Source organism: Rhizobium quercicola, assembly GCF_021168455.1.
Lineage (GTDB): Bacteria > Pseudomonadota > Alphaproteobacteria > Rhizobiales > Rhizobiaceae > Ferranicluibacter > Ferranicluibacter quercicola.
Genome location: NZ_JAJOZR010000011.1, coordinates 1 through 13,862, shown reverse-complemented (window position 1 = coordinate 13,862; position 13,862 = coordinate 1). Strand labels below are relative to the sequence as shown.

The window sequence follows — 13,862 nt, the reverse complement described above, 5'->3', positions numbered from 1 at the left end:
CTCACCTTTGTTCCCCTTTTGATTCACCGCGTCCGCTTTCAACCCGGCCGTGTCGTCCCTATATAGGAATGCAAGGGGAGGCCGTTCATGCTTTGGATTTCGCTCGCGATCGCGAGCTTCGTGGTCGTCGCGCTTGCCGTCTGGGACCAGCGGTTTCGCAAGATGGCCGAGCCGGCGCTTTCGGTGCTCGTCGCCGTCGGCCTCGTCAGTGCTTTCGTCGTCTGGTGGACCGACGACAATGCCCGTCCGCCAGAACCGTTGTCGCCCGTTACGGCAGATCGGCCCGTCGCGACGATCGCGGCAAGCGAGGTCCGGCTGGAAAATCTCCAATTCGAAAAGAGCACGCCGGCCAGCAGCTATGTCGTGACCGGCACGGTCCACAATGACGGCGCCGCCTTTCTCGATTACTTCACCCTCGACGTCACGCTCGATGATTGCCCGTCGGGCACCTGCCGGACGATTGGTCGCGACGATGCGCTGATCATCGCCCGCATCCCGCCGGGTCACTCTGCTCCGCTGCGCACCTCCCTCGTCTTCCCCGCACCCCGCACCGGCCCGCCCGAGGCACCGAAATGGACGACAGCGATCGTCAAGATCCAGTCCTCCCCCGCCGGTCCCTGATCGGAGATCGAAGACCGTTGTAAAGGCCTCGACAGTCAGCGCCGGATGACCGACACTCCGCCGGAACGCACGCGCCGACCCAGGACACAGACCATGCCCGAGACCATGACAGACCCCACCACCTCCGACGATCGCGACCTCGTCATCACCCGCCACATCGCTGCCACGCCAAACGCCTTGTTCCGCTGCTGGACGGAGCCTGCGCTTATCCAGCAATGGTTCGTGCCGAAACCTTGGACGATCGCGACGGCCGAGGTCGATCTGCGCGTCGGCGGCTCGAACCTGATCGTCATGAAGAGCCCGGAAGGCACGGAAATGCCCAATCGCGGCGTCTATCTCGAGATCGTGCCGGATCGAAAGATTGTCTTTACGGACGCCTATATCCGCGCATGGACGCCGTCGGAAAAACCCTTCATGACCGGCATCATCACCTTCGAGCCGGAGAACGACGGCACACGCTACACGGCCCGCGTCCGCCACTGGACGAAGACCGATCGCGACGCGCATGAGCAGATGGGCTTCCACGAAGGCTGGAACCAGTGCGCCGACCAGCTTGCAGCCCTCGCCGCAACGCTCTGATCCGTGCGACAGGCGGATCACGGCGATTGACAGCCGTTCCGCACACGTCATAGTGATCCTCATCAAGAGGTTCTCCGGGTGCCACACCATCCGGGGAGTAAATGGGAACGTGACGGGTGGACCCAGTGCGGCACCTCAATCACGGCCGACCCCGCGACTGTAGAGCGGTCAGGGTCTTTCATGCCGGGCAACCGGTAGAAGCCACTGTGGTGACGGGGATATCTCCGATCTGCGGGAAGGCGAGGAAGATCCGACGATGCCACCCGGCATCAGACACCGCGAGCCAGGACACCTGCCGATTGATGTCGGGCATTTCGCCCAAAGGAGTGGGACACGTCCCACATTGCCATCACGGAGGTTGTCATGGCTGTTACCAACGCATCTGGCGTTTCGCTTTCCCTCAATGACCGCATGATTGCGGGTTTCCTGTCCTTGTGCATCGGGGCGTTCCTCGTGTTCGGCGCCGGTCTGGCCAATTCGGCCGTGCTGCACGATACCGCGCACGACGTCCGCCACTCGTTCGGCTTCCCCTGCCACTAGCGTAAACAGGCCCGATCTCTCGAGCGACAGGCGAGCGCAAAGCCCCGCGACCGGGCGTTGCGCCGCTGACGCCGGCATGCCCGACGCGACCGCCTGTGTGCGTGCGCGCCGGCCGTGCTGCGCCTCGTCGTGCCGACAGATCGGATCCTCCCACACAGGCACAGGACGAGAGCACGCCGGCAAGGCGCGGCTCCGAAAGGGATATCTATGATCGTCAAGACACTTCTGGCCGCCATCTGCGCCGGCCTTATCGCAGGCCTCTTCATGACAGCGGCGCAGGAACTCCGCGTCGTGCCGCTGATCCTCCATGCGGAAACCTACGAGGGCGAACCCGCCCCGGGAGCCCCGGCGGCACACGAGCATTCCGCACGTGGCTCCGGCGCGCTCTTTGCGACCTTCGCAGCCGCGCTGCAGCCGGTAACGCCGGCCTACGCGCATGACGGCGAGGCGCATGCGGAGGGCGGCATCATGTTCGGCATGAGCCGCTTCTCAGGCACGCTGATCGCCAATCTGGTGACGGGTGCCGGCTTCGGCCTGCTGCTGGGGGGCATCGGCATCCTGACCGGCAGCCCGCCGACCTTGCGCACCGGCCTCACCTGGGGTGCCCTCGGCTGGCTGTCGGTCCACATGCTTCCGGCTCTCGGCCTTCCCCCCGAGTTGCCCGGCTTTCCCGCCGCCGACCTCGGCGATCGCCAGACGTGGTGGCTCGCCACAACGGCGCTTTCGGCGCTCGGTCTCGGCCTGATCGCGCTGCGACGGGAGATCGTGGCGAAAGGTGCGGGCTTTGTCCTCCTCGCCCTGCCCCACATCTACGGCGCACCCCAGCCGGGCGATATCGCAAGCCCCGTCCCCGCCGTTCTCGGCGCGGAATTCGCGGTTGCGGCACTGGCAACCACACTGGCCTTCTGGCTCGTCCTCGGCACCGTCTCCGGCGCCCTCAACGACCGCTTTCTCAAGGCGGCATGACGGGACACCGGCCCGCGACACAGCGGGCCGGACCGCCTGGAAAAGCCTACAGCCATCCGCCGGCGAAACCGGCACGCTTCAGCCCGCGCCGGATCGGCGTCGAAGATCGCAGCAGGTTCCAGAAAAAACCAGTCCTGTGGTTCTCGATCATCATCAGCAGAATGCCCTGGTCGAGCCCGATCCGCCGGGTGTTCATCCATCCTTCGGGGGTGCGCGCGGGAACGCTGGGATTGAAGCTGCCGATGAAGCCGTCTTCCTCGACCACACCCGGATAGGTCTCGAGCATATGGCGCGTTCCCGCCAGGGCCGCCGTCTCGTTGAACGGCAGGCAGGCGAGCGGCGCCCAGGGTGCAAGCGTGCCGTCATCGGGCCCGAAGGGCGCGCCGCGCGCCGCATAGCCAGAGAAGTACTGCTGGCGGCCATCCCGCAGGCGGCGTGACCGCTCCGGCCCGTCACACGCGGTCAGCCCCCAGCAATCCCTGCCGTAACCCGTAAAGGCCTCGGGGTTTCGCTCGGCATAATCGCGCTGCACATTGATCGCGAGGCGGGTGTTCTCGAAGTAGTCGCTGTCATGCTCGACCATCGCCGTATCGCGAATGCCGCGGAAATCGATCCAGGCATGCGAGAACAGATGGATGAACAGCGGCCCGGCATAGAGGAACGGCTTGCCGAGCGCCTCCTTCCAGTCGCACTGGTTGCCGAAGGCGAGATAGCTCTTGGCCGGGATCGGGTAGGACGGCGAGGACAAGGCGAGCGTGTAGAGAATGACCGCCTCGCTATATCCATGCCAGCGATAGGGAAGGAAACCGCTGCGCGGCTTCCAGCCGAGCGCCAGCGTATCCTCCTCGTCCAGCGCCCAGGCCCAGTTGGCGCGGGCGTAAATCATGTCGGCGATATCGCGAATTTCCTTTTCCGCCGGCGTCGCCTCGGAGAAATAGGCCCCGACGGTGATGGCGCCGGCGATCAGCAGCGCGCTGTCGATCAGCGAGATCTCGCTGCGCCACGCCCGCCGTCCGCTCTTCATCTCCAGAAAGTGGTAGTAGAGACCCTTATAGCCGGTGGCCAGCGTATCGCGGCTCTGCTCGCTGTCACGCAGGAAGCGCAGCGTCTTCAGCGCCCGCTCCGCCGCATCCGCGCGGGACAGCCAGCCGCGCTCGACGCCGACGGGCAACGCCGACAGGCCGAAGCCGGTTGCGGCGACGCTGGCCGGCGACCCTTCCTGCGAACTGTCGGCAACGAGACCGGTTTCCGGATGCGTAAACCGCATGAAATACCGGAACGCGCCCAGCTGAAATCGATCGATCAGCCCGGCGTCGGTCGTATCCTTGAAAAGCATCGCAACTCCTGACGAGCGGTTACGCAAAGCGTGCCGTCTCTTGCGCTCAACATCTCTTGCACTCACCGAGTGTTGAAGCCATGCTGCCGCTTACCGGTCGCCGCCATCACCCGTTGTGTTAATGTTCGCCTCTACGGTGCGAAGCAGGGATTGGATGACATGATCTTGGCGGGAATTGCATTGCTGATGGGCCTTTCCGTCCAAGGGCTCCCCGACACCCCCTCCACAACCCAAGCGACGCACATAACGACCATCGCCGCACCCGGAGGTCGCGACGTGGATATCGAGCTGGTTCTGGCCGTCGACATGTCGGGATCGATGGATCTGGAGGAGGCGCGCATCCAGCGGGCCGGCTATCTCGACGCGCTGCGCCACCGGGAGTTCATCGACGCCGTTCGCGGCGGCCTGATCGGCGAAATCGCCATCAGCTATTTCGAGTGGGCCGGCAGCGTCAATGAAAGCTCGCGGGTGGACTGGCACCGGATCTCGAGCGCTGCGGACGCTGCCGCCTTTGCCGACGAAATCGCCGCCCGGCCCGTCACCACCCGCCGTGGCACCTCGATTTCCAATGCGCTGACCTATGCGACGGGCATGATCGACACCAATGCCTTCGACGGCCAGCGTCGCGTCATCGATGTGTCCGGCGATGGTCCCAACAATCTCGGCCCGCCGGTTCTGCCCGCGCGGGACATGGCCGTGCGCAGCGGCATCATCGTCAACGGTCTTGCCATCATCATCCGCCCCACCGGTGTCGGCGTCCGGCTCGACCGCTATTACGGCGACTGCGTCATCGGCGGCCCCGGCGCCTTCGTCCTGCCGATCCACACCCCGCAGGATTTCGCTGTTGCCATCCGTCAGAAACTCGTGATGGAGGTCAGCGGGCACCAGCCGCCGCTCCGCCCCATCCCCGTCGCAAATCCCGCCGCCGTGGATTGTCTGATCGGCGAAAAGCTGCGACCCGGCATCTTCAGCCGCTGACCTGCGTCACCGCGCCCGTTCGACGCTCGCTGCCGTCGCCACGTCCTCGTTGGCCAGCGCATCCGCGATCTGCCCGGCGGCGAGCCGCCCGGCCACGATCGCCCCTTCGATGTATGTCGGGAAGGACGGAGACAGCTCGGAACTCGCAAAGGCGACGCGGCCGGCGCCCTGCCGCAGAAGCGCCTCGGCATCGTGGGCGGCGAAATCGACGATCACATCGCTATAGCCACCGCCGCTCCAGCGATCATCCGTCCAGTCGTGCAGGATGAACTCGACAGGCTCCGGCGCGTCGGCCCCCAGCAGCTCACCCATGCGCGCGCGCACCGTCTGCTCGATGAACGCCCTGCCCCGCGCCCGCCAGTCGAGCGCAAGCGGCCCGCCGACGAACACCACGAAGGCCGCATGCGAGGCATCCAGGCTGACGTCGAAGGCGTAGAGCCCGCCGACATCCTCCCACGAGACACCGGAGGAAACGGACGGCGACCAGAACCGTTCGCCGTAGCGCAGCAGGATCTTGATCACGGCGCCGCTCCGCCAGCAGCCGAGCGCGCGCGCCAGCGGCACCGGCAGCGGCGGCTCCTGGACGATGTCGCGCGCACGCACCGGCGGCACGGCGACGAGCACATGCCGCGCTGTCAACTGCCGTTCCACCGTCTCCACGACGACATGCTCCTCACGCCTGCGGATGCGGGAGACTGGCGCGGACAGGATAACGTGCGACCGCAGGCGCGCGGCCATGGCGTCGGCCAGCGAGGCGGCGCTGTCCCTCAGGAAATATTGCAGCTCGGACATCTCGGCGGTATTCCGGCGGTCGCTGTCGACAAGATACCAGAAGGGGATGACATCCGCCGGAAGGCACCAGAGCCCGTGCACCATGCTGAGGAAATCCCGCTTGGCCGCTGCCGGCACATCCTGTCCGTCCAGCCAGTCAGCGATGGAGAGACCGGCGAGTGCGGGATCGGTCGGATCAGCCGCTTCCATCCGCGCATAGAGCGGATTGTCGCGGTACGATGCGCGTCGCGACGGCGTCGCCGACACGGTCGTCGCGGCACCTTTCCAGCGGCTCTCCACGGTCTCCAGCCGCGCCGCCCGCACGAGCGCCATCACCTCCGGCATGTCATCGCACACGAACTGCCCGCCGGCATCCCGCCGCGTCCCGTCCGATGTCTCGAACGAGCGGACGCGCCCGCCAACCTCGGCGCGGGCCTCCAGAACGATGACCGACAGGCCGCGATCCACCAGCGCCTGCGCGGCCGCCAGCCCCGTGAAGCCGGCACCGACCACGATCACATCCGCATCCCGTTCCATGCCGTCCCTCTTTTTCATCTCAGGACCACAGGTCCGGTCGTTCGCTCGGACAATATAGAAAGAACGGCGCGAAAGGATATGCGGCGCGCGGGTTTGTCGGATGGAGCTTGGACTTTGGAGAATGCGCCGATCAGGCAGAGGCCGCGGGTGCGAAACCACTGAGCATGCCGGCATATGGCTTGGCCAGGGGCGCAGCGTAAGAGCCGCGCTTGCTGGTCGTCAGCCTCTGGGCGATCAGCGCCTCGGCCTGCTTGACGGCCGCGGAGACGCCGTCGACCACCGGCACATGATAGATGGATTGCAGCTCGTAGGCGAGATCCGCCATGCCGGCGCAGCCGAGCACGATGGCCTCCGCGCCGTCTTCGGCAAGCGCCCGTTCGATCTGGTGGCGGAGTTTGTCGAGCGCGCCCGATCCCTCTTTTTCCAGGTCGAGCACGGGAATGTCGGCGGCGCGAACCTTGGCCCGTCCGCCGAAGCCATAGTGGCGTGTCAGGTTTTCGAGCAGCACGCGGGACCGCTCCAGCGTCGTGACGACGGTGAAGCGTTGCGCGAGGAAGCCGGCCGTCACCAATGCGCTTTCGCAGAGCCCGAGCACCGGAATGGAGGCGAGCGACCGGGCGGCATCGAGCCCCGTATCGTCGAAACAGGCGATGACGGCGGCTTGCGCGCCCGCCGCCTCGCCCGCCCGGATCGCATCGAGCAGGCCCGGCAGCGCGAGCGCACCGTCATAATGCCCCTCGATCGAGGCGGGCCCCATGGCGGCGGTGGCGGCGATGATCTCCGTGCCGGTGGCGGCGACGAGGCGCGCGGCCTCCGCCGCCTTTTCGGTCATGGAAACGGTGGTGTTCGGATTGACGACGAGGATGCGCATGCGAGGGATCAGACCAGCTTGGCCTGCTTGCGGCCGAGCATCAGGATGATGCCGAGCGCCAGCAGAATGACGGTAAAGGAAAAGACGGTGGTGACGGTGCCGAGCGCGTAGAGCACCGGCGTGGTGACGTTGGTCGTCATGCCGTAGATTTCGAGCGGCAGCGTGTTGTAGGTGCCCGATGTCATCAGCGTGCGGGCGAACTCGTCATAGGAGAGCGTGAAGCCGAAGAGGCCGACGCCGATCAGGCTCGGTGCGATCATCGGCAGCACGACATGCCGGAAGGTCTGCCAAGAACTGGCCCCAAGGTCGCGCGCCGCCTCCTCATAGGCCGGCGAGAACCGGTTGAACACGGCGAACATGATCAGCACGCCGAAGGGCAGCGTCCAGGTGAGGTGCGCGCCGAAGGCCGAGGAATACCAGGCGGGCTTGAGCCCGAACTGCTGGAAGACGACGCCGATGCCGAGCGAGATGATGATGGAGGGCACAACGAGGCTGGCGACCGTCAGGTAGAACAGCGTGGTCGAGCCGCGAAACTTGCGCCGGAAGGCCAGGCCCGCCAGCAGCGACACGAGCACGTTGACGATCATGACCATAATGCCGAGCGAGAAGGACCGCCGGAACGACGCCCCGAAATTGCCGACCGCCTGCTGCTCGAACAGATTGTAGAACCAGCGCAGCGACACGCCGTTCATGGGGAAGGTCAATCCGCCGTTCGGCCCCTGGAAGGACAGGATGAGGACCGCCGACAGCGGGCCGTAGAGGAAGAGCACGAACAGCGCGAAGAAGGCGGCGAGCACGTAGAATTCGAAGGTGCGTTTTTCGTGGCTCATGTCACAGTTCCTTGCGGATATCGACGACGCGCAGGATCGCCGCCACCATCAGCAGCACGACGATCAGCAGCACGACGGCATTGGCGGCGGCGGCCGGATATTGCAGCAGCGACATCTGGTTGCGCATCATCAGCGCCACCGACGCACTCTGCCCCCCGGACATGACCTGCACGGTCGAGAAATCCGCCATGACCAGGGTGACGACGAAGATCGAGCCGATGGCGATGCCGGGCTTGGCGAGCGGAATGATGACGTTCCAGAGGATCTGCCAGCCGGTGGCGCCCGCATCGCGCGCCGCTTCGATCAACGACTTGTCGATCCGCATCAGCGTGTTGAAGATTGGCGTCACCATGAACAGCGTGTTCAGATGCACCATGGCGAGAATGACGGCGAACTCCGAATAGAGCAGCCATTCGATCGGCGCGGGAATGATCCCCATCTCGATCAGCGTCGAATTCACCAGCCCGTTGCGCCCGAGAACCGGGATCCACGAGATCATGCGGATGATGTTGGAGGTGAGGAACGGCACGGTGCAGACGAGGAACAGCACCATCTGCATGGTCGTCGTGCGGATGTGAAAGGCGAGGAAATAGGCGACCCAGAAGCCGATGAAGGTCGTGAGCGCCCAGACGACGACCGTGTATTTCAGGGTGTTCAGATAGGTCTTCCAGGTGACCCAGGACCCCAGCGTTTCCTCGTAGTTCATGGTGAGGAAATCGGGATAGAGCCCCGCGAAATCGTAATCCCAGAAACTGACGACAAGGATCATGAGGATCGGCAGCAGGAAGAAGAAGCCGAGAATGGCGATCAGCGGCGCCGACTGCAGGTAGGATATGGCCCGCGGCGGCAGGCGGAAGGATTTCGGCGTGCGCACCCGCGCATCCGGCGCCGGTGTCGGCTTGCTTGCAGCGATGGTCGCCATGGTGCGGTCGTCTCCGTTGAGAACTCAAGCTCAGCGGAGTGAGAAGGCTGCCCCTCATCCGCCTGCCGGCACCTTCTCCCCGCCTGCGGGGAGAAGGAAGGTCGTGGCCATCCGCCTGCCTCTATCAAGAGGTGAAGCGAGGCACATCCCCTCTCCCCGCGAGTGGAGAAAGGGTCAGGGTCGAGGGGGCGCCGCATGTGCGACCCCCACCACATCAGGCAGCGATGAACTCGTTCCAGCGGCGAACCATGTAGCGGTCCTCGTCCATCACGGAGTTCCAGCAGGCGACCTTGCCCATGCGCTCCTCGAAGGAGCCACCATCGCGAACGGCGCCGGCCTTTTCCATGACCTTGCCTTCCGGAGACATGATATCGCCCTTGGCGGCCTTGCCCTCGATCCAGTAGCCCCACTCGTCCTCGGTCATGAACTTCTTTGCCGTGTCCATGGCGGCGGAATAGTAACCCTGGCGGTTGAGATAGCCGCCGACCCAGCCGGAGGTGTACCAGTTTATGTATTCATAGGCCGCATCCAGCTGCGCGCCCTGAAGATGCGCGGCAAGGCCGAGACCGCCGCCCCACGAGCGGTAGCCTTCCTTGAGCGGCTGATACTTGCAGGCGATGCCCTTGGAGCGGACGGCGGCAACGGCCGGCGACCACATGGACTGGATGACGACCTCGCCCGATGCCATCAGGTTGACCGACTCGTCGAACGACTTCCAGAAGGCGCGGAACTGGCCGTCCTGCTTCGCCTTGATCAGGAAGTCGATCGTCGCATCGATCTCCGCCTTGGTCATGTTGCCCTTGTCGGCGTATTTGATGTTGCCGAGTGCTTCCATGATCATCGCGGCATCCATGATGCCGATCGACGGAATGTTCAGGATCGAGGTCTTGCCCTTGAAGGCCGGGTCCATGATGTCGGCCCAGGAGGTGATGTCGCGTCCGACGAGATCCGGGCGGATGCCGAGCGTGTCGGCATTGTAGATGGTCGGGACCATCGTGAAGAGACCGGTTTCGGACTTGGCGAACGTCTTGTCGCCGGCCTTTTCCACGAAGCCGACGGTGTGCGGCGCCGTACCCTGCGCGATCACGCTGTCCGGCGTCAGCTTGCCCGTTTTGAACAGCGGCACGATCTGGTCGTAATATTTCAGCTTGGAGATTTCCATCGGCTGGATGACGCCGGCCGGGAAGACCTTCTTCAGGATCCAGTATTCGATGTCGGCGATGTCGTAGCTGTCGGGCTGCGTCACGGCGCGCTGGGCAGCGGCATCCGAGTCGGTCGCCGTCATCTCGAGCATGATGCCGAGGTCGGCCTTGCACTTCTCGGCGATGGCATTGATGTTGGAAACGCCGGTGCCGAACTGGCGCAGCGTGATCGGGTTCTGCGCCCAGATTGTGGGGAAACCGGTGATGGCGCCGGAGCCGGCAATGGCGCCGACGGCCGCAGCCCCTGTCTTCATCAGCGTGCGGCGGCTGATGCCGGTCGCCGTCTTCGTGGTCTTGGTCTCGGTCATACTCTGTTCCCTTTTATTCTGGTTAGACAGGTCGGTATTCTGGCAAGTCAGGCAGCCATGGCACCCAGGAGGACAGCGTCCTCCAGGCCCCAACTCAGGGAAACCGCATCGCCCACGGCGACGGGTTTTTCGAAATAATCCGCATCGGTGGCGATGACGGTGAAATCCTCGGAACCTGCACCCATGACGGTGATCTTCACCGAGGCGCCGCGATATTCGACGTTGGAAACGACGCCGTTGAAGCCGAGCGTCTTCTCGCTCGGTTCGCACAGGCGGACACGGTCCGTGCGGATGCCGATGTCGATCGGAGACCCCGCTTCCCGTCCCTCGCCCGCGACGGTAAAGGTCTGTCCCTCCGGCACCTGCAGCGTCAGCACGCCCCCGGCGCTGGAGATGACGCGGCCGGTGAGCACGTTGTGATCGCCCATGAAGCGGGCGACGAAGGCTGTCGCCGGCCGCTCGAAGACCTCGCGCGGGCTGGCCGCCTGCTCGATGCGACCGTCGCTCATGATGACGATGATATCGGCCAGCGCCATCGCCTCTTCCTGGCTGTGCGTGACATGCACGAAGGTGATGCCCAGATTCTTCTGCAGCTTCTTCAGCTCCGCCCGCATGCGGATCTTCAGGAACGGGTCCAGCGCAGACAGCGGCTCGTCCAGCAGCAGCGCTTCCGGATCGGTGATCAGCGCGCGGGCGAGCGCGACGCGCTGCTGCTGCCCGCCGGAAAGCTGGGCCGGGCGCCGGTTGGCGTAGGGCTCCATTTGCATCAGCCGAAGCATCTCCAGCGCCTTCGCGCGACGCTCCTCCTTCTCCACACCCTTCATCTTCAGGCTGAAAGCCACGTTGTCGATGAGGTCGAGATGCGGGAACAGGGCGTAGGACTGGAACATCATCGCCGTGCCGCGCTTGGCCGGCGGCAGGTCGGTCACGACCGTGTTGCCGAGACGGATGTCGCCCGAGGAAATCGTCTCGTGCCCGGCGATCATCCGAAGCGTCGACGTCTTGCCGCAGCCGGATGGCCCAAGAAAGCAGCAGTAGCTGCCGGACGGGATCTTGAGGCTGATGGAATGGACGGCCGTGGTGCTTCCATAGATCTTGGAAACGGATACGATGTCGATCTCTGCCGCTTTGGTCATGATGGCTCCCCTGTCGTTTCCAAGAGAATGCATCAACTGTGCCAGTTCGTCGGGCAGTCGTTAGCGGACTGTTTCTAAACGAAAACCGGCGGAACCATCGGAGCCCGTTTCGTTAGCGCAATCAAAAACGCCTATTTTTTCATCTATTGTGCAAAATAATCCGCCAGATCGTATACAATTCAGAAGTTTTCCGGATACGAAAAGCCCTTCTGTCGCACGATCATTTGCATTAGATTACGCGACTATGGACAATCGCCAGACGAAACCGGAAACCCTGATCGCCCGACCCGACGCCGATGGTACCGGGATCGACGGCAGCCAGCGTGCCATTCGCGACGCCATCCGCGACGCGATCGTCGATCGGCGGCTGATGCCGGGCACGAAGCTGACGGAGACGGATGTCGGCGCCCTGTTCAACGTCAGCCGAACGCTGGTGCGCGGCGCCCTGCAGGCTCTGGCGCATGAAGGGCTCGTGACCGTCGAGCGCAATCGCGGCGCCTTCGTCGCCAACCCCTCGCCGGAAGAAGCCCGCCAGATTTTCGCGACCCGCCGCATCATCGAGCCCGGCATTCTGGCGGAGGCGGCGCGCCACATGACGCCCACCCATTTCCGGCAGCTCCGCGAGCAACTGGTCGACGAGGGCCGCCTGATGACCGAGCGCGGACAGAGCGCCCGCCGGGCTGAGATCAAGGCCTCCGGGGACTTCCACCTGATGATCGCCGCGATGACGGGAAACGCCGTGATGCAGCGCTTCATGGACGAGCTCATCGCACGCTCGTCCCTCGTCATCGCGCTCTACGGACAATCTACGGCCTCGAGCTGCGGCCACAACGAGCATACGCAGATCGTCGACGCCATCGAAGCCGGTCAGCTGGATCGCGCCGGCCGCCTGATGGTGCACCATATTCATCATATCGAGGCCGACCTGGACCTGCGCATTCGCCGCGCAAACGAGCTTCGCGACGTTCTTCTCCCTTAAGACGGGAAAGAGAGATGGCAGGACAACGCACTGTTTCTCTTCAAGAATTTTTTGTTAACCGAGAACGGAACCAAAATCTCCGCAACGAGTTTTGCACGCGCACGGCAGACAGCATGCGAGGCGCGTATGAGTTACAAGCACTTTCCGACCCCCGTCCGGATCATCCTCCAGCAGAGCCAGGAGTTTATCATCGCATCCGCATGGGACGCGCTGGAATTTCTGCGTGGCTGGCCCGCCGGACACGTCGGCAGAGCCTATCGCATCGCGCTCCAGCATTGCATGGATGCCCTCGACGGCATTTTGAGCCCGCGCAAGGCACAGGCGTCCTTCATGGCTGCGGCTCGCGAGGCCGGCATATTGGCGACATCCAAGGTGCCCGCGTGACCGGCGCCATCGGCTCCTTGACGAAAGCATAGGGAACGGACGACCATAGGCCCCTCAGATGCGCGGTCAGGAGAATGACATGCCGGATATCGATCCCCCGGAAGACCTTTCCGACGACACCAAGCTGACCCGCTCTAAACGTCGGTGGGCGGAGGAAGGCAAATTCCTGACCGGACAGGTTTCGCGCTCGGAAACCGACCGGCTGCCGCCCGGCCAGCATCTCGTCAAGAACTGGCCCGTCCTCGACCTCGGCCAGCATCCCATCGTCGAGACGGCAAGCTGGTCGCTGACCTTAAAAGGCGCCGTCGAAAATCCCGTGACGCTCGACTGGGCGCAGCTGAAGGCCCTCCCCCAGAGCAAATTCCTATCGGACATCCACTGCGTCACGACGTGGTCGCGCTACGACAACAGCTGGAAGGGCGTCTCGACGCATGACCTGCTGGACCTAGTCATGCCGAAGCCCGAAGCGACCTATGTCATGCTGACGAGCTATGACGGTTATACGACCAACCTGCCGCTTGCCGACTTCGCGAGCGAACAGGCTCTGCTCGCCACCGACTGGGAGGGCCAGCCGCTGACGCGTGAGCACGGCGCACCCGCCCGCCTCATCGTGCCGCACCTCTACCTCTGGAAAAGCGCGAAATGGCTGACGAAGATCGAGTTCATGACCGGTGACCGCGCCGGCTTCTGGGAGAAGAACGGCTATCACATGCTGGGCGACCCGTGGCGGGAGCAGCGCTATTCCGACGATTGAGAAACCCTCGATCGACCGAACAAGTCATAGACCTCCGCCAGAGGCGGAGGTTTGGGACGCTGCGCTTGGACCACTTGAAGTGGTTTTGTTACAAGTTAGTAGGAACCCTTGAAAAGGTCTGCATGGTCAGAAGCCTTATCGGCCTTTT

15 protein-coding genes and 1 riboswitch are annotated in these 13,862 nt (G+C 64.2%); of the genes, 8 read left to right on the top strand and 7 right to left on the bottom strand.

The genetic code is table 11. The annotated features are described in order from the left end of the window. The first annotated feature begins 87 nt into the window (after positions 1-87). The 4 genes from LRX75_RS16895 (at position 88) to LRX75_RS16880 (ending at position 2,706) form a co-directional block, all read left to right on the top strand. Complete coding sequence (locus LRX75_RS16895) at positions 88-621, top strand: hypothetical protein (protein WP_231815867.1); 534 nt, start codon at positions 88-90, stop codon at positions 619-621. A gap of 93 nt (positions 622-714) precedes the next feature. After that, on the top strand, positions 715-1,200 hold the full coding sequence (locus tag LRX75_RS16890) for an SRPBCC family protein (RefSeq protein ID WP_420851219.1): 486 nt from the start codon (positions 715-717) through the stop codon (positions 1,198-1,200). Positions 1,201-1,250: 50 nt separating this feature from the next. Next, positions 1,251-1,514, top strand: a riboswitch (cobalamin riboswitch). A 49-nt stretch (positions 1,515-1,563) separates the two neighbouring features. Continuing rightward, positions 1,564-1,740, top strand: a complete 177-nt coding sequence (locus tag LRX75_RS16885) for a CbtB domain-containing protein (RefSeq protein ID WP_110728248.1) — start codon at positions 1,564-1,566, stop codon at positions 1,738-1,740. A 207-nt stretch (positions 1,741-1,947) separates the two neighbouring features. Continuing rightward, on the top strand, positions 1,948-2,706 hold the full coding sequence (locus LRX75_RS16880) for a CbtA family protein (RefSeq protein ID WP_231815866.1): 759 nt from the start codon (positions 1,948-1,950) through the stop codon (positions 2,704-2,706). Between the two features lie 46 nt (positions 2,707-2,752). Here the strand turns inward: LRX75_RS16880 and LRX75_RS16875 are convergent, their stop codons facing one another. Then, complete coding sequence (locus LRX75_RS16875; RefSeq protein WP_231815865.1) at positions 2,753-4,042, bottom strand: glucoamylase family protein; 1,290 nt, start codon at positions 4,040-4,042, stop codon at positions 2,753-2,755. Positions 4,043-4,204: 162 nt separating this feature from the next. Here LRX75_RS16875 and LRX75_RS16870 point away from each other — a divergent pair, with 162 nt between their 5' ends. Next, positions 4,205-5,020: a DUF1194 domain-containing protein gene (locus tag LRX75_RS16870; RefSeq protein WP_420851224.1), complete on the top strand. Its 816-nt coding sequence runs from the start codon at positions 4,205-4,207 to the stop codon at positions 5,018-5,020. Between the two features lie 6 nt (positions 5,021-5,026). On the opposite strand, the gene LRX75_RS16865 is transcribed toward LRX75_RS16870, so the two are convergent. From LRX75_RS16865 to LRX75_RS16840, 6 genes are all read right to left on the bottom strand, one after another. Then, on the bottom strand, positions 5,027-6,328 hold the full coding sequence (locus tag LRX75_RS16865; protein ID WP_231815864.1) for a flavin monoamine oxidase family protein: 1,302 nt from the start codon (positions 6,326-6,328) through the stop codon (positions 5,027-5,029). Between the two features lie 130 nt (positions 6,329-6,458). Further along, positions 6,459-7,199: an aspartate/glutamate racemase family protein gene (locus LRX75_RS16860; RefSeq protein WP_231815863.1), complete on the bottom strand. Its 741-nt coding sequence runs from the start codon at positions 7,197-7,199 to the stop codon at positions 6,459-6,461. A gap of 8 nt (positions 7,200-7,207) precedes the next feature. After that, positions 7,208-8,029, bottom strand: coding sequence for an ABC transporter permease (locus tag LRX75_RS16855; protein WP_113149042.1), 822 nt, complete (start codon positions 8,027-8,029; stop codon positions 7,208-7,210). 1 nt (position 8,030) lies between these two features. Next, complete coding sequence (locus tag LRX75_RS16850) at positions 8,031-8,951, bottom strand: ABC transporter permease (protein WP_231815862.1); 921 nt, start codon at positions 8,949-8,951, stop codon at positions 8,031-8,033. Positions 8,952-9,165: 214 nt separating this feature from the next. Continuing rightward, positions 9,166-10,461 (bottom strand): ABC transporter substrate-binding protein, encoded by a 1,296-nt coding sequence (locus tag LRX75_RS16845; protein ID WP_231815861.1) that lies wholly within the window; start codon positions 10,459-10,461, stop codon positions 9,166-9,168. A 47-nt stretch (positions 10,462-10,508) separates the two neighbouring features. After that, on the bottom strand, positions 10,509-11,597 hold the full coding sequence (locus tag LRX75_RS16840) for an ABC transporter ATP-binding protein (RefSeq protein ID WP_231815860.1): 1,089 nt from the start codon (positions 11,595-11,597) through the stop codon (positions 10,509-10,511). Positions 11,598-11,841: 244 nt separating this feature from the next. Here LRX75_RS16840 and LRX75_RS16835 point away from each other — a divergent pair, with 244 nt between their 5' ends. The 3 genes from LRX75_RS16835 to LRX75_RS16825 all read left to right on the top strand — a co-directional run bounded on the left by LRX75_RS16835 (position 11,842) and on the right by LRX75_RS16825 (position 13,714). Next, positions 11,842-12,576: a GntR family transcriptional regulator gene (locus LRX75_RS16835; RefSeq protein WP_231815859.1), complete on the top strand. Its 735-nt coding sequence runs from the start codon at positions 11,842-11,844 to the stop codon at positions 12,574-12,576. Positions 12,577-12,702: 126 nt separating this feature from the next. Then, a complete protein-coding gene (locus tag LRX75_RS16830) occupies positions 12,703-12,960 on the top strand; it encodes a DUF982 domain-containing protein (RefSeq protein ID WP_231815858.1) in 258 nt (85 codons plus the stop codon). 79 nt (positions 12,961-13,039) lie between these two features. After that, positions 13,040-13,714 carry a sulfite oxidase-like oxidoreductase gene (locus LRX75_RS16825; RefSeq protein WP_231815857.1) on the top strand — a complete coding sequence of 225 codons (675 nt, stop codon included), beginning with the start codon at positions 13,040-13,042 and terminating at the stop codon, positions 13,712-13,714. Positions 13,715-13,862 lie beyond the last annotated feature (148 nt).